At 44.1% G+C, this 26,904-nt stretch carries 22 protein-coding genes and 1 pseudogene; 9 read left to right on the top strand and 14 right to left on the bottom strand.

The window, feature by feature from the left end; all coding sequences use genetic code 11:
- The first annotated feature begins 13 nt into the window (after positions 1-13).
- Positions 14-595 (top strand): YHYH domain-containing protein, encoded by a 582-nt coding sequence (locus tag QT996_RS13425; protein ID WP_333047060.1) that lies wholly within the window; start codon positions 14-16, stop codon positions 593-595.
- A gap of 373 nt (positions 596-968) precedes the next feature.
- On the opposite strand, the gene QT996_RS13420 is transcribed toward QT996_RS13425, so the two are convergent.
- The gene (locus tag QT996_RS13420) at positions 969-1,604 is read right to left on the bottom strand and encodes a hypothetical protein (protein WP_333047059.1); all 636 of its coding nucleotides are present in this window, start codon (positions 1,602-1,604) and stop codon (positions 969-971) included.
- A gap of 236 nt (positions 1,605-1,840) precedes the next feature.
- On the opposite strand from QT996_RS13420, the gene QT996_RS13415 reads away from it, so the two are divergent.
- Positions 1,841-2,140, top strand: a complete 300-nt coding sequence (locus tag QT996_RS13415; protein ID WP_333047058.1) for a hypothetical protein — start codon at positions 1,841-1,843, stop codon at positions 2,138-2,140.
- 201 nt (positions 2,141-2,341) lie between these two features.
- On the opposite strand, the gene QT996_RS13410 is transcribed toward QT996_RS13415, so the two are convergent.
- The 8 genes and pseudogenes from QT996_RS13410 to QT996_RS13375 form a co-directional block, all read right to left on the bottom strand.
- A complete protein-coding gene (locus tag QT996_RS13410; RefSeq protein WP_333047057.1) occupies positions 2,342-2,584 on the bottom strand; it encodes a hypothetical protein in 243 nt (80 codons plus the stop codon).
- Between the two features lie 831 nt (positions 2,585-3,415).
- A pseudogene (locus tag QT996_RS13405) lies at positions 3,416-4,529 on the bottom strand (IS630 family transposase).
- 29 nt (positions 4,530-4,558) lie between these two features.
- The gene (locus tag QT996_RS13400; RefSeq protein WP_333047056.1) at positions 4,559-6,238 is read right to left on the bottom strand and encodes a hypothetical protein; all 1,680 of its coding nucleotides are present in this window, start codon (positions 6,236-6,238) and stop codon (positions 4,559-4,561) included.
- Positions 6,239-7,002: 764 nt separating this feature from the next.
- Positions 7,003-7,686 carry a SprT family zinc-dependent metalloprotease gene (locus QT996_RS13395; RefSeq protein WP_333047055.1) on the bottom strand — a complete coding sequence of 228 codons (684 nt, stop codon included), beginning with the start codon at positions 7,684-7,686 and terminating at the stop codon, positions 7,003-7,005.
- A 20-nt stretch (positions 7,687-7,706) separates the two neighbouring features.
- On the bottom strand, positions 7,707-10,835 hold the full coding sequence (locus tag QT996_RS13390; protein WP_333047054.1) for a type I restriction endonuclease subunit R: 3,129 nt from the start codon (positions 10,833-10,835) through the stop codon (positions 7,707-7,709).
- A gap of 57 nt (positions 10,836-10,892) precedes the next feature.
- Positions 10,893-12,182, bottom strand: a complete 1,290-nt coding sequence (locus QT996_RS13385; RefSeq protein WP_333047053.1) for a restriction endonuclease subunit S — start codon at positions 12,180-12,182, stop codon at positions 10,893-10,895.
- Positions 12,182-14,854: a type I restriction-modification system subunit M gene (locus QT996_RS13380; RefSeq protein ID WP_333047052.1), complete on the bottom strand. Its 2,673-nt coding sequence runs from the start codon at positions 14,852-14,854 to the stop codon at positions 12,182-12,184. The genes QT996_RS13385 and QT996_RS13380 overlap by 1 nt, the downstream gene beginning before the upstream one ends.
- Positions 14,855-14,962: 108 nt before the next feature.
- Positions 14,963-15,457 (bottom strand): MerR family transcriptional regulator, encoded by a 495-nt coding sequence (locus QT996_RS13375; protein ID WP_333047051.1) that lies wholly within the window; start codon positions 15,455-15,457, stop codon positions 14,963-14,965.
- Positions 15,458-15,639: 182 nt separating this feature from the next.
- Between QT996_RS13375 and QT996_RS13370 the strand changes: the two genes are divergently transcribed.
- Entirely contained in the window at positions 15,640-15,876 is a 237-nt protein-coding gene (locus tag QT996_RS13370) for a DUF2188 domain-containing protein (RefSeq protein WP_333047050.1), read from the top strand.
- A gap of 92 nt (positions 15,877-15,968) precedes the next feature.
- Positions 15,969-17,918, top strand: coding sequence for a serine/threonine-protein kinase (locus QT996_RS13365; protein WP_333047049.1), 1,950 nt, complete (start codon positions 15,969-15,971; stop codon positions 17,916-17,918).
- 178 nt (positions 17,919-18,096) lie between these two features.
- On the opposite strand, the gene QT996_RS13360 is transcribed toward QT996_RS13365, so the two are convergent.
- Positions 18,097-18,603, bottom strand: a complete 507-nt coding sequence (locus QT996_RS13360) for a GNAT family N-acetyltransferase (protein ID WP_333047048.1) — start codon at positions 18,601-18,603, stop codon at positions 18,097-18,099.
- Positions 18,604-18,761: 158 nt separating this feature from the next.
- Here QT996_RS13360 and QT996_RS13355 point away from each other — a divergent pair, with 158 nt between their 5' ends.
- Positions 18,762-19,457, top strand: coding sequence for a site-specific integrase (locus tag QT996_RS13355; protein WP_333047047.1), 696 nt, complete (start codon positions 18,762-18,764; stop codon positions 19,455-19,457).
- A gap of 67 nt (positions 19,458-19,524) precedes the next feature.
- The gene (locus QT996_RS13350; protein WP_333047046.1) at positions 19,525-19,734 is read left to right on the top strand and encodes a hypothetical protein; all 210 of its coding nucleotides are present in this window, start codon (positions 19,525-19,527) and stop codon (positions 19,732-19,734) included.
- 50 nt (positions 19,735-19,784) lie between these two features.
- Here the strand turns inward: QT996_RS13350 and QT996_RS13345 are convergent, their stop codons facing one another.
- A complete protein-coding gene (locus QT996_RS13345; RefSeq protein WP_333047045.1) occupies positions 19,785-21,011 on the bottom strand; it encodes an FAD-dependent monooxygenase in 1,227 nt (408 codons plus the stop codon).
- A 475-nt stretch (positions 21,012-21,486) separates the two neighbouring features.
- On the opposite strand from QT996_RS13345, the gene QT996_RS13340 reads away from it, so the two are divergent.
- Complete coding sequence (locus QT996_RS13340) at positions 21,487-21,780, top strand: hypothetical protein (RefSeq protein WP_333047044.1); 294 nt, start codon at positions 21,487-21,489, stop codon at positions 21,778-21,780.
- 182 nt (positions 21,781-21,962) lie between these two features.
- Entirely contained in the window at positions 21,963-22,886 is a 924-nt protein-coding gene (locus QT996_RS13335; protein ID WP_333047042.1) for a GIY-YIG nuclease family protein, read from the top strand.
- Between the two features lie 235 nt (positions 22,887-23,121).
- On the opposite strand, the gene QT996_RS13330 is transcribed toward QT996_RS13335, so the two are convergent.
- The 3 genes from QT996_RS13330 to QT996_RS13320 form a co-directional block, all read right to left on the bottom strand.
- Positions 23,122-23,775: a hypothetical protein gene (locus QT996_RS13330; protein ID WP_333047041.1), complete on the bottom strand. Its 654-nt coding sequence runs from the start codon at positions 23,773-23,775 to the stop codon at positions 23,122-23,124.
- A 129-nt stretch (positions 23,776-23,904) separates the two neighbouring features.
- Positions 23,905-24,378: a hypothetical protein gene (locus QT996_RS13325; protein WP_333047040.1), complete on the bottom strand. Its 474-nt coding sequence runs from the start codon at positions 24,376-24,378 to the stop codon at positions 23,905-23,907.
- 328 nt (positions 24,379-24,706) lie between these two features.
- Positions 24,707-25,978 (bottom strand): alpha-L-fucosidase, encoded by a 1,272-nt coding sequence (locus QT996_RS13320; protein WP_333047039.1) that lies wholly within the window; start codon positions 25,976-25,978, stop codon positions 24,707-24,709.
- Between the two features lie 132 nt (positions 25,979-26,110).
- Here QT996_RS13320 and QT996_RS13315 point away from each other — a divergent pair, with 132 nt between their 5' ends.
- Positions 26,111-26,473 carry a DOPA 4,5-dioxygenase family protein gene (locus QT996_RS13315; protein WP_333047038.1) on the top strand — a complete coding sequence of 121 codons (363 nt, stop codon included), beginning with the start codon at positions 26,111-26,113 and terminating at the stop codon, positions 26,471-26,473.
- Positions 26,474-26,904 lie beyond the last annotated feature (431 nt).

The raw sequence follows: 26,904 nt of genomic DNA, 5'->3' as shown, positions 1-26,904 counted from the left end.
AGAATGAAACTTGATGAAAATTAATTACAAGGTATCCAAAGCCTTGGCTGCTGCTTTTTTAGCTTTATCGGCTGTCTCGCTCGCGGAGAGTAGCTGGGGACATTCGGGTCGCACTGATGCCAGCGGATGTCATACCAATCGCCAAACCGGAAGCTACCATTGTCACAATGATTCAGGTTCCGGGTCAGGTTCCGGGTCAGGTTCTGGGTCAGGTTCTGGGTCAAGTTCACCCAGTGGCGGAGGTTCGGGAAGCGTTTGCCTGACGTTCACCGACTGCATGAGTCGGGGAGAAGCGCAGCTTAATTCGGATGCAGCCCAGGCGCTCAGATATTTCCAGCAAGCCTTACTCCTCAAACCAGGGGATATCAAAGCATTTACCCAGATTAACATTGTCGAGCCTTACGTGATGGCGATACCCGGTTCTTGTCCAGATTTTAAAACCTGTATGAATTTGGGATACGCAGGAATGAAACAGAAAAACTACCAAACCGCGTTAGTCAATTTTAAACGAGCCTTAGCGTTTGATTTAGGAAACAAGTACGCCGTTGAAGCGATTGGTAATGTTTCTCGCTATATCCAACAATCGCGCAATTGATATAAACCCTTTAAATCCTTTAGAGCCGCTGCACTGTGACTGTGGCGGTTTTCTGCATTCACCAGCTTTTTAGAAACATCAACCATTTACATCTCAACACTTTAAACAAAAAAGCTAGCCACACCCTGTGAGCGATCCGACCGTGCCAGTCCTCACCATCCAATCACCCCAAAACCCCGTCTAACCCCGTCTAGAGTGCATTTTGGGAGCCGTGCCAGATATGCAAGGCATCGGGGCGATCGACACCGGACGATCGACGCTTTAATTTGGTTTAGGTTGATTTTTCTTGACTTATTCTGATTTTCTTGGTTTAGGTTGATTCTTCAGTTTCCTGACAGCCAAAGGATCTCGCCGTCCTTGTCCGGGTGATATGTCAAGTCAAGTTGCTTCTCATCTGCGAAATTGCTTGATTCAAACCCTCGCTGTGAATCCAGCCTACGAAGCCACCGTAAATCATTTTGCCATCGGGATCGGCTAAAAAAATGTGGTCAACGCCGAGGGGGTTTTTCCAAGCCCTAACCGCAGTTCCATCCCTAAGTCTGATAATCGGATTGGAGCTGTTAAAATCCCTGTGGTGTGCTGGTGTCATTCCTGGGACAGCTTCTAAAATGGCGCGAGCCTCCCTAGTAACATCTGAAACGTTTGCAGCGCTGGCTGCTGAACAGCCACATCCATCTGTTACAGTTTGCTTGAGCCTTTCTTTGATATCGCCATCAAACAGGGATAATTGCTCAATCTCATCTAAAAGTTTCCCGTGTGGCTCAGATAAGCGCCTTTGGCAATAAATGGCTGTCAGCAAGTCCTCTAACCCTACTTTTGTTAAGGCATCTGCAATCAATCCCGTCAAACCTAGTACGGCAATACCTCCGAGCATCCCTGCCGGGCCACCTAGAAATGCTAGAGCTGCTGTGATTGCAGCCGCTCCTGTTAAACCTGTCGCAGCCATCGTCACTACCAGGATGATACCTGGTAAACCCAAAGCAGCTATTTTTTTGACGACTTCATCCATTTTACCAACCTTCGCTGTTGCTTTCTTTCCTCTACCAACCAGTTGCCAGCACGAAAAATCTGTTAGCGCAACAAGTTATTTATTATATCCTGACCTTGCCGTAGCAGTTTCGAGTCGTAGATGGAAAGATTAGATTATCCTGATGGATCTGTAGCGGTTTCAACCCCTAGGCTGGAAAATATACAAAGCTGACTCTCGTACCAAAAAAGCAACGCATTAAACCAACGAAATTACCTATGACACTTGGCAAGCTTGAACTCATCATCAAAATTAACGAACTACCGAACAACGTAGAGACTAACAAAGACAACTGGAAAACCTTTGAGCTTGACTGTGACGGTCGGATAGTGTCCGTTAGTGTTAAGCCAAAAATATGGAAGAAGCTTGAGGATGCAGCTACCAACTATCCCATGTGGGTAGCTGCTATCGGTGGCAAGATGGGTGAATCAACCTCTAACGGCTTTGTGCTATTAGAGCCAAGTATTCAGGTATTTGAGAAAAAACCGAAGGAACCTAAGCCTGAAGCAGAACAGTGAGAGAGATTCGATTGGCTGCACGGCCGGTAAGATCGGAACGGGTGTCTTAAGTGCGATCGGCGCGGTGCTTGGGCAATCGGCAACACAGTAAGCCATGCTCAAGCATAACAACAACAGAATCAGTAAAAAACCTCAATCACTTTTAATGATTGGGGTGATAAAAATTTATGGTTTTTACGTGATTGGGCGTATCACCGATTGTTATGAAAACAAGTTTCTAAGAATACCAATTGGTGTCGGTTCTACCAAATTAAGTATTGTTTCAGCCTTAGTAGGTGTTCCTGCCTCGTGAAAAAAATCCATTACAGCCTCGCCTTTCTCTTTAAACGTTTTTTTAACTGCCTTCCAGAATTTTCCACCGCCAACAATGTCTTCGGTTTCATTGCCAACAGTGTTGCAGTAATCAAGGTCTTCAATAAGTAGGTGTTGTTGAGTATCTTTCATAGCTATATCTGTTCTGTAATTTAACAACTTCAGGCTAAGCTAGCCATTTAGCTTAAGGTTGCCAAAATGGCAGTTAAACATCAAAATCACGAAGTTATTAACCTAGCTCTAGTTTAATTCATTATCCTGAGTCTGGTTCAAATCCCGATAACGCTCGCGGCTCGGACGAGAAGCCCGAGCGCACTTGGAAGAAAAATTCCGGGATTTGATAGAAGCCATGACCCAAACTGGTCAATCAGAGACTGACGATCGAACGACGGATTCTGACTCTCTACCGGAAAAGGGCGCTTTTACGGCTAGCTGACTAACCAGGATTAGAACAACACCGACTAGGATCGCCGGACAATTAGAACAAAGCCTAAAAGCACTCAAACCCTTGTTTAGACTGGAAATAGTGGTACACCCGCCCTGTCACGGCGGAAATTGTAGTATTTAAGTGCTGAATGCTGGCAGGGGTTCTGGCACGATTAAGCTGTGGGATGTCGCCACCGCACGTTGTAACCGGACGCGGATGGGCTATCCGCTGTATAAAGGCATGAATATTCAAGGGGCAACAGGATTGACGAATGCTCAAAAATCGAAATTGAAAGCGTTAGGGGCTTTGATTTGACACTCGATCGAGGTTCAAAATCATCTCCAAAGTCAGGCACCCTTTACGAGATAACGCTCTAGCTCACCGGACGCAGATAACCTTTGAAACTCCACCAATTGATTAGGACATTCTGGTGCAGCACGGTTGTTAGGTGTTTCCAATGCTTCTTACCTAGTATAAAAACTATGCTACTATGCGGGGCTTAATTGCCTCCTAATTTTGTATAAGCTGTCAAACATCTAAACTGCATTAACTAAGTTACCTTTATTTTTTATTTTTCGGTTCCATTTCATAATTAGTTCTCCTTCATTTAACATTTTATTCAACAGAGATTCTAGTTTTTCACTAGATTCAAATAATCTATTAGCAACATATTCCTTGGCGGAATGCCATACTAATTCAGCTCGCGTTGTAATCAGGACTATACTTGGGCAAAAACTCTATGATGAGATTCGGCATCTCTGCTGCTATTTTCTGCAAAGTCTCTGCTTTTTTATGAAAACTAGCGTTGTCCAAAATTATCACAAATTTACAGCCTTTATCTTCAAATTTTTCGGCTAAATTTCCTTGTAATATCCACTCTGATCTTAAATCTTCATAAAAATTTTTCAGCACTGCATAAAAATTAGCAGAATTCCCAGACGGAATAAAATCCACCCATCTTTTCTTGTCTGAATATGTCACTCCACCCATGACATTAATACGACCTTTTCGTCGGTCTCCTCTTTTTTTGCTTCGAGTCCCTTTTTTACACCAATTTTTCCTTCTAATTACCCTCAAACTAAATCCACTCTCATCCCAAAACCATACCTGTAGAAGAGCTGGAGATTCTTTGGCTATTCTTAGATACTCTGCTAGTTTATCTTTAAATAAACCTCTCTCTACGGTGTCTTGCTTATCCTCTAAGCTATATTTAGCCCAGAGGTAAACATACTTTTTTGCTTTTAAAATCCTCCTTACTTGGGTACTACTCAGCTCAATTCCTGTCTTTTCTCCTAGATATATGGCAAGTCTAGCTGTTGTCCATCTCCCGAATTCATAGCCATATTTTTCAGGTTCTACTTCAAGGGTCTCTAAGAGTAAATTAATGTATTCTTCTGTAGCTTTTCGGTAGTTACCCTTCATCCGCTCATCTTTGAAACTGTCTAAATTCTCAGGATCACCATGTATGCTCCAATAAGCAACTTTTCTCAAAGAACATCCAATTAGTTCCGCAGTTTTAGCTTGTGTATTTCCGTTATTTAGTAACAAAAAAATCAAGGCTCTTTGCCGAATATCTGGATGCTCATGCTCTTTTAATGCTTGTTGTAGACTTTTTTTGGTCTCGCAACTGAGGAAGTTTTTAGTAGGCATTGACTTTTTCTAAATACCATCATATTATACTATGGAATATGCGTTTTAAATGCTGAACAGCTTATCTCATCATAATTTAGCTTCAAGAGGGGCATACGAATTAAAATTCCATTTAGAGAGATACTTCCTTGTTCCCATCCTAATACTGCTCTATTGTAGATATCTATTAAAAGGCTATCTGTAACCCCCTTAAAATCCGAAAGATTCAAGCTTTTAGAAGATAAAATCTTTATAACTCCGTTAAGCAATTGAAGATTTAGCACAGTTATATCTTTTTTTAGCTTCCAGACTGAATGAGTGCCCAAACCAGCACGGCACAATAATACACTTACACATCGAACTTCCTCGACTCGTATTTCAAATATTTCCGATATCACAGAATCACGTCTATTTTGAGGTAAATTTTGAAAACGGTTAAGTTGGTCTATTCCCTCTTTTGAACGATTTTCAACAGCTTTAGTCATTCTTGCACCTTGTGGTGGAATAGGTGCTTTTGCTTGAATATGTAGCACTGTATTAGAGCTTGATTGATAGATGAGCAGATCAAATTCTCCCTCGCTCCAACTTTTATTAGAGACTATCCTCAAATCTGGTAGTATTTTCCATATTTCTACAGCTTGTTTTAAAAGCGTGGGTTCTAGATGCTGTGAAACAATATTGTCGAATTGATTTCGGTTACGCCTGTTAAGAACATAAAAAATATTTCTGGTTACCAGCATTGAGCGAAGAATATATGGGCTAAATAAATAAGAATGTGAATAATCTACTAAAGGCGGAAAAAACCCATCCCCAGCATTTTCAAAATCCTGATTTTCAACATTAAGGGTAAAAAACTTTAGTATGCTTTCAATTGCAGAACTTTCAACATTTGTTAAAGCCATTAACAAACCCATAAAAAAGCTCTTAGTATTAAAAACCGTAACCCATTCATAAAATTCATCAAATAGAGCCTCCTTCTTTGTGTTATTACTCTCGTTAAACCAAAGAAATTCTAAAGCGTTTGCAAGACCAATACTGTAGTCTGCATATGCAAATAGTGCAGCTCTAACTTTGCAAAACTCTTCCCATGTTGTTCCAATAGATATTTGAAAAGCATTTGGTTCTAAAATTGGTACTTCCTTAATACTATTTAAGCGATATTGAAATAGAGCTGCTAATACTTTACACATTAGAACCATATTAAGATTAGGAACTTGACGTGCTAATTCAATAAATTCTTCCTTTAAATTCGGAGCTTTGCCAACTAAAAACGTCAAGCTAAGTTCAGTCAAAATAATGTCGTACTCTTCAGCCATTGCAAACTCTTCATTGGGATGTACAAGTTCAAATCCTTCCTCGAATTTTCTAACCTCATAGTAACCTTTCCGCACTTCAGGCATAAGCTCACAAAAATGGGAATAGGATATTAGCTCTTGAAAATCTTCAATAAACTGTGCAGTAGTTGAAAAAGCATGGATTGCACTAACTCCTATTTGTGAAGTGCATTTTTTTAGAAAAGGGGCTAAGTAAGAGAGCCTACTACCTAGTGCTTCGGCTTCTGTTTGCCTCTTAGATATACTGTACCCAAAATGCTGACCCCGAACCATAACGTCGATCCCCCAGAATAAGTGTGTTAAAACACTCCTAAGCGGTAACTGAAACACATTAGATTGGGCAATTTTCTTGTCAATTTCGTGTTCAAAAGAAAACAGATCGTCTCGATCGCTCATTACTCTTACTCTCCTAAATATTTAGGTTAACCTAACCTAATATAACGGGAACCACAAGAGGCTTGTTACAACTCACAACTGACACCTAACTTATAATTGTACGGTTACTCCGGCGCTGGGATGGGGTCTAGTCGATCGCCAGATCGCTCTTCGCCCTCCTCCTTCCAGCAACTCCCTGTTTATTTGTCTGGTCTACGGTCTGTCCCCGTTGCCCCAAAGCCGAAACCTTATGATGATGGCGGCCAATTTTGCTCCACTAGAAAAGCATGGAGAGTTTTTGGCAGGCTTGGTCGCTGCGGGCCACCTGTTTGTTTCCGCAGATTTTAGACATTACTTACGGCAGGCAGGCCGCTCTCCGCTGTTTTCTCTTTTACAGAGAAGGAGAAGAGGAGTTGACAGCGCGGCGGGGGCTGGGGCCGGGCCCAAAAATAAATTGTAAAGAAATGTTGCATAACGGATTTGTTTGGGAAGCGTCATTATGCTTTGGTGCGCCTGCTGTGGGGTAATACTTTGAAACGAAGTTAGTCAGTTGAGTGTCCGTAACTTTGACCCGGCGGGTAAGACTTTGCGGATTCTTGGCAAGGGACGCGGTACGCAAGCTGAGTGGATATCGTGCGGATGTTACTGGAAGATGGATTGAAGGAGGTGGATGGGTAAAAGCGATCGTCCTAGCCCGCATTTAAGTGGTAAAGCTGACGGGGTGACAAACATGGCTATGTCCTTGATTTTATCAAGCTTTTGAAGGGGTTGTCACCCTGTAAAATCTAAAAATCTTGTTCTAGCGTATTACCGTTATCGCGTAACCAGTTTTTTGCAATTTGATAATTTGGGACTTGGACGGCGACTATATTCCAAAATATGGATGTGTGATTACTTTCTAGCAGATGGGCTAATTCGTGAACAATCACATAATTTATGACAAACATGGGGGCTTTAATCAGTCGCCAGTTGAAATTTATGTTGTTCTTAGACGTGCAGGAACCCCAACGATATTTGCTATCTGTGATTTTTGCTAGGTTAAATTTTACACCCATACGTACTGCATAAATTTGAACGCGAGGTAAAATCTGTTCTTTAGCTTTTTGGATGTACCAGTTCTTAAAAACTTCACCGCGCTGCTTTGTTTGTGCTTTAGGTACTAAAAATCGATTACTAACAAATTGAATTTCCTCATTACTATCTGATAGTTCCAGTTGATAATTACGCCCCAAATAAGGCAAAGACTCACCATTAACTAATTCTTTTCCTGGGGGAGAGAGAGGCGGATGATACTTTTGTTCGTGGTTGGTTTTTTCATAAAGCCATAGTTTTCGTGATTCTACAACTTCCTGAATTTTTTCGAGGTCTGTGCCAGTGGGTGCTTTAACAACAATAGAGCGATCTCGCTCAACAGTAATAGTTAGCTTTTTGCGTTTAGGAGAATATACAATCTCGTAGTCAAGTTTCATTTTAGTTGAGTCAGCCTAGTTTAGTCAGCGTATAAAATGGTATCATTATTTTTCTTGGCTAACTCCATTATGCGCGATATAATCCGTTGGCGATTTTGAACTATGTTAGGTAATTTTATAAAGTCAGGTGATAAGAGAATTTTCTGAATTTCAGATTGGAGTTTTTTAGAGGCGGGAATACTTTCCCAAAAACCAGTGAGTTGCAATTCTTGTTCGATTACCATGAACACTTGTTGAGTCAGTGCCACGTTCTGGGCAACCCGAGCTTCATCTAGTTCTGTATCACCAAAACATTCAGTTTTGAACATCCGAAAAAAAGGCATTTGTTTTTTCTTGTGCAATCCATAAGTAGGCTCGTTTTCGGCATTTTTAATGCGCTGACGTAGTTTTTCTAACTCTGCGTAGATTGTCTGCCAGTTGTCTTTGAATTGTTCGAGGATTTCTGCAAGGGCTGCGGCAAAAGAGGCTTGTAGCTCGGGGTCATCATCTAGTTCGGTATCGATGTGGTGACGAATAGCGTGTTCGACAACCGCAACTTTGGTTTTTGTACGATCGCGCTTGCTGACTTCACGCTCAAAGTTATCATCTAAAATAGAAATCGGCTTAATTTTGAGATCGATACCTTGGGAAATTAGGTAAGCATCGGTAATTGCTCGTAGTTTTGCGGGGATGCCTTTCATACTAAGGCGAGAATCGCGAAAGTGATTGCTAGCTTGCACGTTAATGTTAGTTAATGCCTCATAGTCTGACATATAGCGCAGGGCTTCTTTAGCCGGAAAAACTAAGTTAAGACTGCGAGTAAATTCTTTGAAGGCTAGAATAAACTCAAAGCGAATGTCTTCATCATAAAATAGATCGAAAAAGGCATCAACATCGCTCAAGTCAGTGAGTCCCTTTTGAGCAAGCATTTCCATAATCGCCCGATGGTTTGCTTCTAACTGGCGAATTTCTGCTTCGGGAAAACTGAAGGTGTCTTCGACTTCCTTTTGTTCGCGTTCGTCGTAGTTATCGAGTGCTTTCTTGAGGTGATGCCCAATGCCAACATAATCTACAACAAAGCCTTTTTCTTTATCCGCACCACCGACACGGTTAACACGGGCGATCGCCTGTAACAAACTATGAGCTTGGATAACTTTATCGAGATACATCACCTGTTCGATAGGGGCATCAAAGCCTGTTAGTAGCATATTATTAACGATGACAATGCCGATTTCACCCCTAATACCACTATCTTCGCTATCAAAAGGTAGTTTAAAGCTTTTGATTGTAGTCTTGTGTTTGGAAGAGTTAGAGTATGCCTTAAGGTGGAGTAGATCGTTGTTATTACCAGAAATAACTACATCAGTCTTGAGTTTTTTGAGGCGTTCGAGGTTGAGATTATGGGGGTTAGATTGCTCTAATTTAGTAATACTATCGGCTAGGGCGAGATCGAGGTGAGTTTTATAGCGCACGGCGGCTTCGCGAGAGGTGGCTACGACTTGGGCTTTGTAACCATTAGGAAAAATTGATTGCAGATAATGGGTAATGATATCCTCGGCTTTTGTAGCTATGGTTGATTCAGCTTCTAAGTAAGCATCGCGGGAACCATAGCCCAAAATTTGAAGGCGCTCGGTAAGGTTGTATTCGCTAAAAACATCTTCAAAAGCGCTGTCCATACCTGCTTGGTCTGGTACTTCGGCGTTGTGCGTGCGTCCTTCGTAAACTATCTCTAAAGTGACTTTATCGGCAATTGATTGGCGCATGGTGTAACTGTCGATGTAATCGCCAAAGACACGCACAGTTTTGTCGATCGGGGTTCCGGTGTAGCCGATGCGAGAGGCGTTGGGGATAGCTTTATCGAGATTGGCTCCCAGGAGGCTGTATTGCGATCGATGTGCCTCGTCGGTCATTACCAGAATGTTGGTGCTGGGGTTGAGTTCGGGGAAAGTTTCCTGTAGGTCACGCTCTTGGAATTTATGGATCATCGCCATAACGAGATCCGAAGAGTCGCTACGCAGGAGTTCCTTAAGTTTGGCAATACTGTCGGCGGCTTTGACGGTGAAACCGATATTTTGACCAGTTTCTGCCAATTGTTGTTCTAACTGGGTACGATCGGTGATAAATACCACTTTCCACTGAGAGAGGTTGGGATGGCAGTACATGGCTCGTACCATAAACATCATAGTGAGGGACTTGCCTGAGCCTTGGGTATGCCAAATGATGCCGCTACGAGATCGCGGAGTTGTGCCTTCTAGGAGGCGCTGCACGGCTTTTTTGACGGCGCGAAACTGTTGATAGCGCCCTACAATTTTGATGGTTTCGCCTTTGTCGTTAACGGAGAAGAGGGTGAAGTTGCGAATGATTTCTAGCAGGTTATTATGGTCAAGCATTCCTGCAACGAGACGCTGCTGATCGTTGGGGCTACTGGCTCCGCGCTCTAGGTCTTCCAGGGTGCGCGGGTAAGGATCGGCCCAACGATAAAAGTATTTTTCGGTGTGGGTGGAAATGGTGCCAAATTTGGCTTCGTTACGACAGGTGGCGATGATAAATTGATTATAGAAAAACAGGGGAGCGCTGCCTTCTCCCTTGGCTCCGCGCTGTTCGCTGTAACGCATGAGTTGGTCTATTGCTTCGGGAATCGCGTCCTGTACTTTTTGCGATTTGCATTCAATGACGACGACGGGTAAGCCGTTGAGAAATAGAACAATATCGGGAATGATGTGGTGTTCTGTGCCGAGAATACGGATTTTGAATTGGCAAATGGCGATAAAGGAGTTATTGCTGGTATGAGCAAAGTCTACAAATTTGACGGTGGGACTTTTTTCGCCTGTTTTGCGGTTTTCGGAGACGCTGGTATTTTCTTGGAGTAGGGTGAAGAGATGGCGGTTATTTTCGAGGAGGTTATTGCTGGGGAAGTTGGCGGTCAGTTGTTTGATGACTTCTTCTATTTGGTCAGTTTCGAGCCAAGGGTTAATTACCTGAAGTTGTTGGCGCAAAATTGGCAAGATCACAACTTCGGTGAAGTTTTCGCGATCGCTATCTTGGGGTTTTTGGTGTTTGTCGAGGTCGTGTACTTCCCAGCCTAAGCCATGTAATTGATCGAGTAATGGCTTTTCGACGTGGTTGCGTTCATCGAGTTTGATAGCGGTTGGGGTTTTATCTGGTCGCATAAACTTTTATTACAAATGTTGCCACGTTTTACCGTAATATTTTTAGGTGCTAGGGACTCAGGGGCTGGTTGGGTCTTTTTCTTTGAGGAGGTTGGTTACGCGGACTTTGCCAGTTAAAAGGTCTTGCATAAGTCCAGTTTTTCGACGTTTTAGCTTTTCAAGACTACCTCTATGTTTTAATATACATTTATCAGATTTTTTAATAATTTCCGCTATAAGATTCTGCTCATCAATTAGCTTTGGTATTGCAATCTGATACTGACGAAAAAATTGTAATCCTATAGTGACAATGGTACTGCCTGATGCAATACCTTCAAATTTGGGCTTTTCTTTTTGCAGCCAATAATAGAGGTAGTAGTTATTAAGATTTGTGCCACATTGCCAAACTATAAAATGTTGACTAACTGCCATTTCTGTCCCCAAAATTGCGCTTTTACCAACTCCTGCATCTCTAGATAAAATAACTGTTCCTTTCGGATGTAAAACAGCAGAAGAGTTTTTAAGTCCTTGGGTACTGATTTCTTTATCTGTATCAAAAATATAAATTTGATCGAGCTTATTAGAATCAGCTAAGGAAACCCATTTAATTCCCCCATTCCAATAGTTTGGATGACTTTTATTAGGAGTGTGACCACTACCACGTTCTCCTAACTTATCTAATAGTTCAACATCCCACTCTACGGGAATACGTCCGATCGCAGAATCCTTAAACTCATGGGTGGCTTCACTGCGGATGTTGCCCTTTTCGTCAATACCTTTGGTGAGTAAGTCCTGCATCAGTCCCGTTTTGATTCGCTGCTGCTTGACGATGATGGCTTCGGTTTGGGTGATCGCGCGATCAATAGTTGAGAGAACCGCAGCAATTTGTTCTTGTTCTTCTTTACAGGTAGGAAAATTAACTAAGCAGTTGGCAAGTGTACCTAAATAAACTCCACCTTGTGCAGAGGCATTTACTGAATTTTTAAGTTGTCTTTGAAAATTTTCTGATAGAAAATAGTGGTAAAGATAGTTGGCGTTAATACTTTGTGGGCGAATTACTGAGACGCTTCTTTGGATAGTAAAACGAGGTTCCGAACCTGATACTAAATAGCAGCGACCAATTGAACCAACTACGGTCAATAAAATGTCATTTTTAGCTATCTCATAATTCTTATGAATCAATGAATAATCAAAAAATGAAATTCGACGACAATCATTTGGAATTTCAAGAACTCCATTACGGATATCTTTTGCTGATAGCAATGGCACTCCACTATCAATATCTTGGTGTGTACCATGCGTACCATCTTTTATAAGAGAAGTTAAATCTTCAAGGGGTAGGGACTGCCATCCATTTATCTTACTCATCACGCTAAATACCCCAACTTACTCAAAAATTGATTTAACTCCACTAAAGTCTCCTCTCGCTCTGCCTCCAATTCCTGACTGGAAACCGCATACTTATCCCAAAGCTTCTCAACCAAAGCAATCAGCGCCCTTTTTGCCCCATTCAAATAGCGAGTTAACTGCTCCCGCACCCAATCATAGAGCTTCTGCAAAATCAACCTCTTCGCCTCCTCCATCGTCAACGGCCCACCAATCGCCACCAATAACCCATCAATGCGTGTCAGCCGTTTCTCTAACGCCTCCTTATCCTTAGTCAAACCCGCAATCTTGCGTTTATCATCTTTGTCATTAGGCTTTAGCCCCGCCATTTCCGCAATCACTTGCTGAATCAATCCCTCTGTTTCTGCTTGAAACTCCTCTCCACCAACCCGCTTTAGCTGCAACTTTATATCTAACTCTGTCTGCTTCTCCCTGACATCCACCTTCAAATCCTTGATCTGCTTTTCAAGCTTGGTGATCGCCTCATACTCAGCCTTATATTTTGCCAACTCCCGCGCCGCCGAAATACCTGAGACATTCTTAAGATCGTCCATCAAATCCTTCAACGCCTTCTTAATCGAAGTCGCCGTTACCGTCTCATCTTCCTCTGGTTCATAACTCGCCACCTCCTGCGCCGTCTCAATCGCCTCACTCAGTTCCCCCTGGGCCGCACTGATTTGACCTTCCAAATCCTTGATCGCCTTCACCTCCTCTTGAAAAAATGCCGCAATCAGATACTCATCAGGAATCAGCGTATGATGCCAACCTGTATTAACGATCGTTTTCAAGTCATAACGAATCTGTTGCCACCAATTGACAAACACCCCCGCTGCCTGAAACTCATCCAACACCCCCAACCCAATCAGCTTATCCTTTAACCCCGTCAGCAACTCCCGCCGTACCTCTGGCATTTTCTTGCCTTTGCCCACCAACTGAGCAAAATCATCCCGTGCCACCTGCCACCAGCTTTCTAGGGCCTCATAGTGTTGATTAATAGTATTTTGGAGATTAGCATCAGCTTCCAACGTCCCCTTAATCGCAGACTTAGTAGCGATCGCCTCCACAAATGCTAAATAACCCTCACGCAATGGCCCAAACAACGTCTTAGATTCCACCTTAAACCGGGCAAAATCTACCGCTTGGGCTGCAACTTCCGACTGGGGAATCCCACCAATCAAGTGAGCCGTTACATCTTCGGGTTCAGGTTCGGGCGTATTATCCACATAGCGGCGAATATTCAGATTGTAATCATGTTGCTCAACAATTTCTTGCTTACTCACCAAACGGCTGTATTTGGGATACTCCTTTTTGTGCGTAAACACAAAATCAATTTTCTCAATATCTTCAGGGCGTAACTTATTCTGAGCCTTACCCTCCGCAAATTCGAGATCGGCATTCACAAATAAAATTTTATCCCGCCCTTCATCTGGTTTGTTCTTATTGACCACCAAAACACAGGCAGGAATCCCAGTGCCATAAAACAACCCCGACGGTAAACTAATAATCGCCTCAATCACATCATTCTCGATCAATTTTTCCCGAATCAGCTTCTCCTTTCCCCCCCGAAATAACACCCCATGCGGCATAATTGTCGCCATGTGTCCGTCAGATTTCAAACTCGCAATCATGTGCTGCACAAACATCAAATCCGCTTTCTTACCCGTCTCTGGGCAAAACTCCCAAAACCGATTGCTAAATTGCAAACTAGCCCGACTATAGTTCTGCGAAAAAGGTGGATTAGCCAAAACGCGATCGAACTTACGAATTTGGCTATTCTCTAAAATCTGCGGATCTTCCAGCGTGTCCCCATTTTCAATCGTGAAACGGCTGATATTATGCAGTATCATATTCATGTTGCAAATTGACCAAACCGTACCATTAGAATCTTGACCGTACAAAGCCAAATTATTTTGGTTTTGCCCCTGTTCTTCCACATACTGATATGACTGGATTAAAAAGCCTCCTGAACCCACAGTCGGATCGTAAATTGTATTGCCCGCCTCTGGTTTAACCAGTTGCACCAATAACCGCACCACCTCTGACGGCGTATAAAACTCCCCCCCTTTTTTACCCGCACTATCGGCAAAATACTTAATCAGATACTCATAGGCGGCCCCTAGCAAATCGGGGAACTCAAAGTTATCGTTAACTAATACAAAATTAGGCTGATTAAAGTGATCGAGTAAGTCCTTCCACCTCTGATCGGGAATCTTGGTTTTACCCTTAATAGCATTAAAGTTAATATTGTTTTTTAGCACCCCCGCCAAGGCATCATTGGCATCTTCTACCGCCGCGATCGCCTTATTCAGCATATTGCCAATATCTTGCTTGAGATGCTTCAGTGGCGGCACTTGATTACCGTCTTCATCTAACCAAGCTTCGTGCCAACGAGCGCGGGGTGGCACAAAAAACGTCTCGCCATAGGAATCTTTTTCTTCCAGTAGTTCCGCTAACAATTTCGGATCATCAATATGACTATATGTTTTTTTAACTTCGTTACGCTTGCGATCGAATTCATCCGACAAGCGTTTAATAAATAGCATTCCAAAGATAAATTCCTTGAACTCTGAAGCATCCATCTTTCCGCGCAGAATATCGGCGGATTTGAAGAGAAAATTCTCTAATTGACTGAGAGTAATCTTATCTTGCTGCAAGGTAATTTTTCCAACTCCTTAAGTTTGACTAAGTTATCAAGTGTAAATAATATTTTTGCGATCGCAATCGCGACCACCCTGAATGAGAATGAAAATAGTGGCAAATATTTAAGCTGCTTTATCTGGCTTGGCTTTAGCTCTCTGCTTAAAGCTTTCAAAGTCTACAACTTTAGACTTAATAGCCGCCTCCCACACATCCTTAATGAGGTTAGCTAGCTGGGGAATAACAATTAGTACAAATTGACCGATGCCTTTATTTTTTTTGTCAGCTACTTTCATTACCTGGGGCATATCAGTCCAGTCATGCTTGACCCAATAAACTTCATCGTTAACAACGACCAAGTGTTTATTTCTGAGGCTGTCATCAAAGCCAGTCTCGTTAAGGAACTGAATAATTTTCCTAACTGTCTGCAAGGAAACTCTTTGCCTGAGATGGCCGATCGCTCGAATCTCTAATACCTGTTCCCATGTATAAATTACCGTCGGCTTCTTGGAATTGCCGTACTTCTGGGGCATCACTACCCCTGTCCTGTCTAAGTAGGCAAGACGGCTAGATGTTGTCCCAGTTAGGGCTAAAGTTTCTTGACGGGTAAAGCCTTCCATAGCAATCGCTCTCCTACAATACCATCTGGCAACTCCACTGCAACGGAATTGCCTTTCCCTGTAACATACACCTATTCCTTCAACGTCTTAATAAAAATTTAACATTTCTTAGGGTTTTACACGTACACCTTGTAAAACGTTATGTTACTTTGTAAAAAAGATGATTAACCCAGGTGAACTATATGCCGAAGGGAAAAAACCAGCACGTTGTCCCCCATCAGACCGGATGGGCAGTGGAGAGAGAAGGCGCTAGCAAAGCCACGCAGGTATTCGCCACCCAGCAGAAAGCCATTAACCGAGCACGAGAGATTGCTCAAAACCAACAATCAGAGGTAGTAATTCATCGGCAAGACGGGACGATTCGGGACAGAGACAGCTACGGTAATGACCCCTGCCCTGCGAAAGATAGAAAGTATTGAGGTTTTGTAAGAGCGATTAACCCAGTACACCGGGGAACTCGCTCTTAGTGTTCTGTCAAATTGAGTAAATTCGATTTCCCCCCATTATAAAAATGAATTTGTGCATTAATCCTCATTGCCCGAATCCGAAAAATGCCGACAATAATTTATTGCTCTGCTCTAGCTGTGGGTCTAATTTGTTGCTAGGAGGGCGCTATCGCGCCACCCGCCTACTGGGAGAAGGTGGCTTTGGCAAAACTTACGAGGTCAGCGATCGTGGCCTGCCTCCAAAAGTTCTAAAAGTTTTGATTAAAAACACCCCCAAGGCTATAGAACTATTCAAACGAGAAGCCGAAGTTCTATGCCGCCTCAATATTGTAGGAATCCCTAAAGGTGAGGAGTCTTTCACATTTACTCCTGGTAACACTCAGAAACAAGTGCATTGCTTCGTAATGCAGAAAATTGAAGGCGAAAATTTGCAAGATTGGATGTCCCAGCGGGATAATCGACCGATCGGCGAAAAGAAAGCCCGTTTTTGGTTAGAGGAGTTAGTTCATATCCTGAGCGACATCCACAAGAATCAGTTATTCCACCGGGATATTAAACCGTCCAACATCATGATTTCTCAGGACGGATTGTTGGTATTAATAGATTTTGGAACGGTACGGGAACTCACCCACACTTATGAAAGCAAACACGCAGCGAAGCAAATCACGACTATTCATACCCCTGGCTACGCTCCTTTGGAGCAATTTAATGGTCAAGCTTCCCCACAATCCGATTTTTTTGCCTTGGGTCGTACTTTTGTTTATTTACTAACGGGAAAGCATCCTGCTGATTTCAACAAACCCTATGAACATGACCTCTACACTGACGATTTAGAGAATTGGCGCGATGAAGCACCCCATGTTTCGCCCGTGTTTGCAGATTTTATCGACCAACTCATGGCGCGACCTCTTCAAAAGCGCTTTGCGGATACTAAGGCAATTTTGCAACGGCTTAACGAAGTTGACGAAATTTTGCATCCTCCTGTAGTCATTACGTGGGAAAGGTACCGATTGCAAAGAAAGTTGCAAAAAATGCAGAGGGATGAAGAATTGGCGTCACATTTGTGCCAGCTTTCTAACCATATATTTGGGGATTTTCTGACTGAGAAAACTGCTTTAGCAAGTTCAGTAGATTGGCAAAAAGTTGCGTTTGACCGCCCGTTGGGCGATTTATCATCTGGACACTCAGCACCTGTACGCTGCATCGCTATTAGTCCAGACGGGCAGTTGCTCGTTAGTGGCGGCGACGATCGGATAGTCAAAGTTTGGAACATCCATGAGGGAGAAGAACTTTACACACTTATAGGTCACTCAGCAAGCGTAACTTCTGTAGCCATTAGCCCAGATGGCGAAACTTTGGCGAGCGGTAGTGTTGATAAAACCATAAGATTGTGGGATCTAAAAACCGGACAAGAAATAAAAATTCTCTCAGGGCTTTCAAAGCCTATAACTTGCGTCGCTTTTCATCCAAAAAAGAATTCAGTTTTATTTAGCGGCAGCCTCGATACAACTGTCAGGGTTTGGAATGTTGAAACCGCTCAAATAACGCATACCTACGCTCGACATACTAACGGCGTTACTTGCCTAGCCGTTCACCCTAACGGACAAATTATAGCCAGTGGCAGCCACGATTGTAATGTCATCGTTTGGAGTAAGTACACGCTCGTTGGTCATTCTTACCCTGTGTTATGCCTAGCAATTAGTCCCGATGGACAAACTCTGGTTAGTGGCAGTCAAGACAAAGAGATTAAAGTCTGGAACCTGAGCAACGGTGAGCTGCTTCGTACTTTTACCGGACATTCCGCCCCTGTCTTGTCTCTGGTAATGAGTCCAGACGGACAGACTCTCGTTAGCGGTAGCGAGGATACAACCATCAAAGTTTGGAACTTAGAGACGGGGGAGGAAATTAAAACCCTCGCTCAGAATTTAGAATCTGTTACCTCTTTAGCTATTAGTTTTGATGGTCAACTTTTAGCTAGCGCGAATCAAGACTATAGCATTAAACTGTGGAAATAGTGCCTTGATGTAATAATTGACACCCTAATTTAGCTAGTTGATAGTACCCAATAGAACATCGATATTTGTCAAACTTTCCCGTTACACCATTCAGTTAATAAGCCCGTAATCTCGCCCTCTCGTAGAGTTATTTTTTTTGCAGGATAAAGCAACAGGCTTATGCGATCGCAATGCGTAATTAATTTAATTTCTCTCCTAAATCCAGAGAAATTCCTAAAACTGCATTTTCGATGTTCTCCTGAGAAGGCGGAAGTATTTCAAATCCATGCTTCTTGTACCATTTGACCAGGTTGGGATTATTGTTGATATCTTTTTGAGTTAGAGAACCGCTGATTCGCTTAATTCCTCGCTGACGAGCTTTCTTTATCGCAAACTGCAACAGGTGAGTTCCCAGTCCCCTGCGACGGTAATCGATTGGCTTGGGTTCAACCAGCCGTCTCAAAAGAGCTGCCCCTAAGTGCTCTGGAGCGTGAATTACATCGTCGCGAATCAAGATATCGCCTATCACCAACTTATCAGGCGGATACAAAACGCATTGGAGCCTACCGACTTCCCTGTTGCGGTACAGGAGTTTGGCAGTGAAATATTGGTCTTCGTCCGCGTCTACTTGCAGTCGGTATTCTCGTCCTTGGCGATCGCGAATAATCATCTGAGCATTGTTTTCCGATGAACTTTCCCACATCATTTATTTTTAGAATACCCGATAGCGATTGTCGCTCATCGAATCTACGATGACCCTTATTTTCCTTGGCATCTCTCCTACCACGTTAAGAAATACCCCCAACCGATGCAGCAATGCAGTATTTGCGGCAAACTCTGTGGTATAGGGTCGAGTTTACCAAGATGAAGATAGAGGGACACGGGCAGGCCAAGATATTCACGCAAGAGGAAATCGAACTCTTGTTCAACGAAGGTTTGCTAACCGATCGCGATCGCGCTCTCTTTGGAATTTGTCTCTACACCGCCTGCCGGATTGCGGAAGCTTGTTCCCTGGAAGTCATAGATATTTACACTGCCAGAGGTACAGTCCGACCTACAATCAACTTCCGCAAGCGCAACACCAAAGGAAAACTCCAAACCCGAACGATTCCGGTCATTGAAGATTTGCGATCGCTCCTAACATCTTGGAAACCCAACGCGGGTCAGACTTATTTATTCCCCGGCCGCTACCCGAAACACCACTGGAAGCATTTGCACCCCAACTCAGCGGATCGGATTTTGAGAGAAGCGTTCGATCGCGCCGGCATCGAGGGAGCCTCTACCCACAGCTTCCGACGCACCGCCCTGACTCAGATGAGCAACGCCGGAATTCCGCTGCGGATTATTCAAGAAATCAGCGGCCACAGTAACCTCGAACAGTTGCAGAAATACTTAGAGGTGAAGCCGGATCAAGTCAAAGGAGCGATCGCAAGTCTTTCCATGCTTTCCTACGAGGTATTTCCCCGCGTACAGGATGAATTACCCGCAGGGCCGTTACCAAGAGAGCAACTGTCACAAGGCCTATCAGACTCGGAGCCTGAAGAAATTCCTGATTGGTGACGAGCAATTTTAGATTTTAGATTTTAGATTTTAGATGCAAGGATGAAAGTCACGCATCCCAAATGGAATGCCGATCGCTTTCTTTCCCAAGGCAGAAGCCCTAACCCCTGGATTTGTTAGAATCGTTGGTCATGTGGAGCGGGTGCATCTCCAGAACCGGCTCAAAGGAGAATTGTTGACAATGTGGCTTAAATTTGGTGTTGCTCTCAGCGGCGAACTGACGAGCATTAATGAAGTTGGGCGGGAAAAACTAAAAACACCGCTACAAAGAATTTAATTATCGCATTGGGAAACTGACAGATATTTCACGTTTCCTTTCGGTCAAGCTTATGCGGAATGATTTGTACGGGTCTGATTCCATTGAGGTTGGTAATCAAACAACCATTTGAACTGCAAGTCAGCCAACCTTGTCGGAGTGAGCTTGTAAATGTAGTTCCGCAACAAACATCCGATCGCCGTATCCGCCTGCCCCAATTTCCCTATTTGTCTGGAACTATTGAATACGCGAGTAACTCGCTGAGTGCGGCTGGCTTCAAACTGCCGCAATAGGGAAGGAACAGTATCGCCACCAGCTTGGCTAGTACATAGCAGTTTGGCTAGTTCAAAGGAGTCTTCCACCGCCATACAGCCCCCTTGACCGATACTCGGTTGAACAGGGTGCGCGGCATCCCCGATTAAGGTAACTCGCCCTTGCCCCCATTGGGTTCCCAGCGGTGGCCGATCTACAATATCATCTCGGTAAATCTTCTCCCAGGCGATCGCCTCGATGATAGCTGGTACTGGGTCAGCATAGCCTTTAAACAGGGAGCGCAAGGCATTCAAGGAACCGCCCAGTGCATCGTCATTACCGCCCGCTGGGGTATTGTTGAAAGCATAGAAAGCAAACCGACCGCCACCGACATCGAAGTAGCCAAACCGAGTACCCTGACCCCAGAATTCTGCCCAACTGTATTGTGAATCTAGTGTTAAACCAGATCCATCAAAGTAGCCTCTCCAGCAGCAAGTCCCGCTGTACACAGGCTCCTCTAACCGCTCCCTACCGTTGAGAGTAGCGCGTACCTTGGAGTAAAGACCATCAGCACCGACTAAGATGTCACCCTCAGCAGTGCGACCATCAGAGAAAAAGACCCGAATGCCGTTGCCCGTGTCCTCAAATTTCTCAAAGGCAGCGCCAGTCCGCACAGTTCCCTCTGGCAATGCTTCAAATAAAATTTGCTGAAGTTCAGGTCGCAGGAGGCACACACCCAAGTCATCTTCGCCTATGAATTGAGGAGCGTTAATGTAGAGGGGTTCCGCTTTTTGGTCAAAAAACCCACCTTTGAGGATCTTGCCTCCCGAATGGTAAAAACGCTGATAAATCTGCCCTGATTGCAAGAGCTTGTAGACGCGCAAAGCATTGCGTTGGATGAATATGCCTCCGGGTCCTGAGAGCATAACATCCAGACCGCGCTTTTCGTAGAGTTCAACTGCAATGCCGACATCGAGACAGGCACGGGCTAGGGTCAGACCGCCAATTCCACCGCCGATGATAATTACCTTTGATACTGAAGTCATATTATTGAGTGAGCTGTACAACATGAAAAAATTTAGGAAATTGACTGGTGAGGGGGATGAACCTTTCAAAAAAACTGCCGCTCAGAAGGGGAATTGGTGAGGAATTACCGACTGACTCACTGTGTTCAAATAGCCGAATTTTAAATTTTTATCGACTGCTGCTAGCTTCACTGAAACTCCAGGCAATCTCAAACGGAGGCTCTACAAGAAATTGTCCCGTCCTCTCAGAACGCTCTGCCGAACGCTCCTCTAGCAATAAGTAACAACATCCAACTAAAGGCGAGGAATTAGAGCAATTGAAGGTGCTGCCCTTAAGAGTGCGGCAGGATTGAGCGCTCCATTTCCAGAGATTCGATCGACTTGCTATGGCGGTGGTTGGGATTGCTAGAATCAGAGGGATCTCACCTTCTGGGCGATTGCATTCCCTGATTGTGTCGCGGATACAGAACACTTTGTAATTACAGCGCCAAACCTCATGACAGGATCTTTTCACTTGGTTTACAAAGAAATCTACAAAAACCAGTCGATTGAAATTTATTGTTTCAGTCAGTTTGCGCCTGGTGGAGTTGGCTCTTCTCACTACTATGCCATTATTGATGATTACACATTGCCTGGAAATTTTGATTGCCGCTCCCATAATCCTTTTCGTGCTTCGGAGGATACAGGAAATCAGCCAACTCCCGAGCATTCGTCAGCACTTGCAGCAGCCAAAGCTTATTGCTACACAAGAGTGCAACCAAGTGAGCAACCAAGTGAGCAACGCTCCTGACGAACTGCTTCCCCTCACCCTATTCTACCGGAAAGTTAAAACCTTGCTGCGCCAATTTTTCTCTTCGCTGGTAAAAAGGTGAAGCTGCAACAGAAAACGGCTAAAGTGATACAATGATCGAGCTCGATAGTCAATAAAAGCGGGTGCATCTTCAAACCCTGCTTTGAAGAATTTTTATAAATATGTGGCTAAAATTTGGTGTTGCTCCCGACGGTAACTTGGCGAGCATTGATGAGGTTGTGCGCGGAAAAACTAACCTCGCTTGCCTCTACTGTGGCGGCTCTCTCACAGCGAAAAAGGGTTCCGTGAAAGAACATCACTTCGCTCACACTGAGGAAACTTGTAAACCCGTGTCACAGCGGATTAAAACCAAAGCGTTTCCCGCGCTGCCTCTCTACGATAATTTCACCATCCAGCTTAAGGGTGAGGAATTGGAACAGTTGAAAGTGCTGTGGAAAGAGTACGGCGCACAGGACTACGGTATTCCCAAAGACTTGGTAAACTTTCGGTGGCAATTGAAAGGATTGCTAGAGTCGTCGGGCGATCGCATTTATCAGTTTACCGACTTGGGTAAAATCCCCGTCGGCGCTCTTCCCCTGGCGCTGTTCAACAAAGTCCAAGAACCTTTGCTGGTGTCGGAACTGGCTTCATTGGAACGCTCTGTAGAGATTGCTTTATCTGCGGGGTTATCTTCTTTGGAAGAACGGCGGGCTGATTTGCTGATTTATCGAGCGCAACTTCGTCGGATTTTGGTGAATTCGCTCTATTTCCTGGAGGTCAAAGCGGAGGGTAACATCTTCTATAAAATTGGAATTACTACTCGATCGATCGAGGAACGCATCGCCGAAGTGCAGCGGGATGTGAAAGCGCATTACTCGGATGTGGTTGTCAACTTACTGGGGTTGTGGGAACAGCGGGGGAATGTGGAGCTGTACTTCAAGCACCGGTACAAAGCGTTTAATTACCCGATTGGGAAACTGACGGAGTATTTTGCGTTTCCGAACGTCAAGGCTGTTCTGAATGATTTGTATGAGATGAAACCCAAAATGCTGAGTGATGTTGAGTTGGAGGTGATCGGCGGCAGCGTGGAAGAGGATATGAGTTAACATCGAGAGAGCAGCGGGTTAGATAAGTGCGCTCGCACTTACAAACATAATTGATTGCAGTACAGTTACAAGTGTTAATTTAGCAACTATCACTAAAAAAAATAGGTAATTATGAAAGACCTTTTCACCCCGAAAAAAAAAGTATACTCGTGCAAAGACTGAATAATTTACTACCATAAAGCACCCCATCTGATTATACAACAGGCCTACAATGTTCGCTGTAAAAAAAGTCTAGTTAATCGCTCACTGAAAACGTGTTAATACTTTGTTGAAACGAGGGCAAGCGCTGTTCAAATTCCTCAGCACTGGTAGTAAATGCAACAGTCCACATATTGCTTCCCTGCTTAATCGTGTAGACTATCTGTTTGACAGATGTTCCATTCGGAATTATTGTTTCTGTCCCAATCTGACCTGCCTGATAGCCGCCAAGCGATACCTTCTTCTGCTCCACGACACGAATTTCGCTAGGTAATTGTTTGGTAATCATATCCAAGTATGTATCTGTCGTCACTGTAGATCCAACTGACTCTACAGCAATAGCGACATTAGTCAGAAAACCGGCTTTACCCACCTTCGAGTCATGAGCCCAAATGGCGTATGCGGATGGATTCTGTTTGAGAGACTGAGCTACCTGCTGATAGTAGGGTCCCCAAGATTCCAGCTCTTGAACCACCACGTCCAGATTTTTGCTGAGATCTCCGCCGCTATAACTCTCCGGTAACTGCAATTGGGCACCGCGTCCCTCAAACTTTTTCCAACCTGGGATGGTGGTGGTTTGTGTGGCGGCAAACGGACTTGATGTTTGTTGAGAGGTTTCTGGCTGCTTGCAGCCTATGACTAGGCTTGGTAGCAACAGACAGAGTATCAGCAAAAAGTGTTTTTTATTCATGGAATTATAGTTTATACCCCAACTTGGTATCACTCATGATTGTACGTCTGAACGCAACTTGGTATGAGATTTGATATATTTTTGGTACTTCGGCGAATGTAACTTTAACACTTCTCTTTGTGATGAATTTCATCTAAATAGCCAACAGATTGATTTATCTTGTACTTGGACACAGGTCACGGCCAGTTGGCGGTTTATGGCGCGCTTGTAGCTCTCTTCTTCAGAAATCCGTTGTAAGGTGGCGGGATGGCGGAAATATACCACACCGCAGACACCATCTATGCTCATGCTATCCTCGGCACAAGGTCTTTCTCCGCGCCCTTGTAATCCCCACGTCATTTTTGTTTGCCCGCCATCTTCCCAACGCAAAGTCCTTCCTCCGCCTCCAGCCCAAGAAACCGACTCATAGATGCAGGTTTGTTTAAGTTCTACCTTGTCTTGGCGAAGCAACCAACAGGAAACAGATGCTCCCTCTATTCTGCCTGCGCGTGCAGGTGTGGCAATCATGCCCAGTGCTAGAATCGGTAGGAAAACCGACAAAGTTTTCACATTTTTATCCACGGTTAACATATTCGGAAATAAGCGGAGTGTCAGGCTTAGCAAGTTCTCTTGTCACAATGACCAATCTATTACCAAACTTGTTGCCGCTCGCCACCAATACGCCAATTTTGCGAGAAACCGAACCAAACCCAACACCAAACCATGCCCCCAATCTCGAAGAGTGCGGTCGCTACACTTTATATGCACGCAACCCGAACCCCCGTTGCACCGGCCTGCCTAACTAATTATTTCGCGTTTCCTAATGTCAAGGTCGTGCTGCGGGGTTTGTACAAAAGGAAACCAAAAATGCTGAGTGATGTTGAGTTGGATGCCAAAGGCGACGGGGGTAGGAAGTGAAGAAGTGCGATCGCTACACTGGTTACATCTTCCTTTAAGTATCGTTATCGTTGACTGGAGCAATATCAACTGCAATCACCGTAGCATAGGGATTGAGAGCTTCTTCAGGCACTTGAATTGTTAACTCCCCAAGAGGATCGGCACTTAACATAGAATCGACAATGGCACAGCGAGTTGAGTATTGTAATGATTCCCCTCCAGCGACTTGAGAAACGGCTTGAATCCGTTTAATGGGTACACCTCTTACTGTTACTGAATCGTAGGGCTTCATTAGCAAGAACAAGTAAAAGCGATTGCCCAGCCGAGTAGAAGGGCCGTAGAATTGCCAAGGTTCCAGTCCAGGCTGTGTTCCTACGATACTCTGGGCATGAACAGCCATCCATGCTTCTACCAATTGCAACAAATCCAATTGTTCAGATTGAATCTGCCCATTGCCCATAGGACTGACATTCAACAGCAGATTGCCGCCTTTACCTGCAACTTCACAGAGGGTATGAATAAGTTGGCGAGCTGACTTGAATTGGGTGTCCTTCGGGTTGTAACCCCAACTTTCATTCAGAGTTAGGCAAGCTTCCCAAGTGCGCTGAGGCGGTTGAGGGGGAATGAATTGCTCGCAGGTATCGAAGTCTCCAAATCCAGGGAGGCGATCGTTGATGAGCAAATGCGGTTGCAGCGAGCGAATTATTTCATGTAGCTCTCTAGCTTGCCATTGTTCTGGTTTTCGCTCCCAACCGCCATCAAACCAAAGCAAGTCAATCTTTCCGTAGTTGCTCAACAATTCACTGACTTGAGCGAACATAAATTCAAGGTAGCGCTCCCACTGAGAATTCGTCGGCTGTCGGAATTTCCCAAACTGATACGGTTTATCGGCTTCTGTAAAAGCCGGGTAGTCAGGGTAATGCCAATCAATTAAGGAAAAATACAACCCAATTCGCAAACCCTCCGCCCGCATCGCCTCCACAAATTCTCGAACAATATCTTTTTTATACGGCGCATACTCGATAGAAAAGTCGGATTGCTGGGTATGAAATAAGGAAAATCCATCATGATGTTTAGCCGTCAAAATCACGTACTGCATCCCCAAGCGTTTTGCTAAATTAGCCCAAGTTTGAGGGTTGTATTCAGTCGGATTGAAAGTTTGGGCGGTGCGGTGATAGTCCGCTACAGGGACATCTTGGCAGTACGGCAGGCTAAAGACGCCTCCGACCAAGGGCCAAGATACTTCGTACCCGCACTGGCTGCTGTGACTCCAATGAACAAACATTCCCAATCGTGCTGTCTCAAACCAGTTATTTTCTTGAGTCATTGGTTCACCCTGAAATATAGGCGGTATTGTGAAAGAGTAATGTTTACTCGCAGGTAAAATTAATAAGCTAGGGTATACTTCTTTGTTGGATTTGGCTGCAATGAACCTCCCCATAATACCCCACTGAAAATCATGAAAGCAGACACCATCGAAATTGTTGGTTTTCACGCACATATTTACTTTGACAATGATCGCCGCGATGCTGCTGCGCGTGTACGCGAAGGATTGGCTCAGTTTGAGGTGCAGCTCGGGCGTTGGCATGACAAACCCATTGGCCCCCATCCCCAAGCGATGTATCAAATTGCGTTTTTACCCCCGCAGTTTGGCAAAGTCGTTCCCTGGTTAATGCTCTACCGCGAGGGGCTAAATATTCTCGTCCATCCCGAAACAGGGGACGATGTGGCAGACCATACTCTACATTCTTTGTGGCTAGGAGAGAAACTAGAGCTGAATGTCGAAGTTCTGCGACCTAAAACGGCCAACGCAAGCGAATAAGCGATCTGTCTGTAAAAAAAGTAGCAGTTCTCTTGTCGTCGCCGAGCGCTCCGACAGTCGCGCTCTGGTGGTCGGCACCCGATCGATTTGGATGCAGTGCCACAAGTTGAAATTGGTTAGTTAAAACAACCTTTTATTATATCAGGTTTTTGTTTCACTTAGCAAACCGATGCTGCAAATTGAAATGGGTTATTCCTGAAAAAAAAAACATTTAAGTATATCATATTTTGGTTTCACTGGCAAATCGATGCCTGCACTTAATCGCCAATGGCATCTCCAATCAAGACTTTAATGGGTTATTGGAAAAGTCCACTTTTTCTTAGACAGCTAGAAATTAACGTTTTTGGAAGGATACCAAGATTCAGGGGAGTAAAATTTGTCAAATTGACAAAACTGTTTTACAGAAAAGTTGTTATAAGAGAAACACCCAG

The sequence above is a fragment of the Microcoleus sp. S13C4 genome, from assembly GCF_036700865.1.
GTDB lineage: Bacteria > Cyanobacteriota > Cyanobacteriia > Cyanobacteriales > Microcoleaceae > Microcoleus.
Note: the sequence above shows the minus strand (reverse complement) of the source record. Positions and strands in the feature narration are given on the sequence as shown.

What these genes read in the sequence shown, in the direction of transcription:
- QT996_RS13385 (WP_333047053.1), bottom strand. Translation starts at nt 12,182, where the DNA reads ATGAGTAAGATAAATGGATGGCAGTCCCTACCCCTTGAAGATTTAACT.
- QT996_RS13330 (WP_333047041.1), bottom strand. Translation starts at nt 23,775, where the DNA reads ATGAATAAAAAACACTTTTTGCTGATACTCTGTCTGTTGCTACCAAGC.
- QT996_RS13390 (WP_333047054.1), bottom strand. Translation starts at nt 10,835, where the DNA reads ATGCGACCAGATAAAACCCCAACCGCTATCAAACTCGATGAACGCAAC.
- QT996_RS13410 (WP_333047057.1), bottom strand. Translation starts at nt 2,584, where the DNA reads ATGAAAGATACTCAACAACACCTACTTATTGAAGACCTTGATTACTGC.
- QT996_RS13420 (WP_333047059.1), bottom strand. Translation starts at nt 1,604, where the DNA reads ATGGATGAAGTCGTCAAAAAAATAGCTGCTTTGGGTTTACCAGGTATC.
- QT996_RS13415 (WP_333047058.1), top strand. Translation starts at nt 1,841, where the DNA reads ATGACACTTGGCAAGCTTGAACTCATCATCAAAATTAACGAACTACCG.
- QT996_RS13425 (WP_333047060.1), top strand. Translation starts at nt 14, where the DNA reads ATGAAAATTAATTACAAGGTATCCAAAGCCTTGGCTGCTGCTTTTTTA.
- QT996_RS13320 (WP_333047039.1), bottom strand. Translation starts at nt 25,978, where the DNA reads ATGACTCAAGAAAATAACTGGTTTGAGACAGCACGATTGGGAATGTTT.
- QT996_RS13360 (WP_333047048.1), bottom strand. Translation starts at nt 18,603, where the DNA reads ATGATGTGGGAAAGTTCATCGGAAAACAATGCTCAGATGATTATTCGC.
- QT996_RS13370 (WP_333047050.1), top strand. Translation starts at nt 15,640, where the DNA reads ATGCCGAAGGGAAAAAACCAGCACGTTGTCCCCCATCAGACCGGATGG.
- QT996_RS13395 (WP_333047055.1), bottom strand. Translation starts at nt 7,686, where the DNA reads ATGAAACTTGACTACGAGATTGTATATTCTCCTAAACGCAAAAAGCTA.
- QT996_RS13315 (WP_333047038.1), top strand. Translation starts at nt 26,111, where the DNA reads ATGAAAGCAGACACCATCGAAATTGTTGGTTTTCACGCACATATTTAC.
- QT996_RS13340 (WP_333047044.1), top strand. Translation starts at nt 21,487, where the DNA reads ATGACAGGATCTTTTCACTTGGTTTACAAAGAAATCTACAAAAACCAG.
- QT996_RS13375 (WP_333047051.1), bottom strand. Translation starts at nt 15,457, where the DNA reads ATGGAAGGCTTTACCCGTCAAGAAACTTTAGCCCTAACTGGGACAACA.
- QT996_RS13355 (WP_333047047.1), top strand. Translation starts at nt 18,762, where the DNA reads ATGAAGATAGAGGGACACGGGCAGGCCAAGATATTCACGCAAGAGGAA.
- QT996_RS13350 (WP_333047046.1), top strand. Translation starts at nt 19,525, where the DNA reads ATGCCGATCGCTTTCTTTCCCAAGGCAGAAGCCCTAACCCCTGGATTT.
- QT996_RS13365 (WP_333047049.1), top strand. Translation starts at nt 15,969, where the DNA reads ATGAATTTGTGCATTAATCCTCATTGCCCGAATCCGAAAAATGCCGAC.
- QT996_RS13345 (WP_333047045.1), bottom strand. Translation starts at nt 21,011, where the DNA reads ATGACTTCAGTATCAAAGGTAATTATCATCGGCGGTGGAATTGGCGGT.
- QT996_RS13400 (WP_333047056.1), bottom strand. Translation starts at nt 6,238, where the DNA reads ATGAGCGATCGAGACGATCTGTTTTCTTTTGAACACGAAATTGACAAG.
- QT996_RS13335 (WP_333047042.1), top strand. Translation starts at nt 21,963, where the DNA reads ATGTGGCTAAAATTTGGTGTTGCTCCCGACGGTAACTTGGCGAGCATT.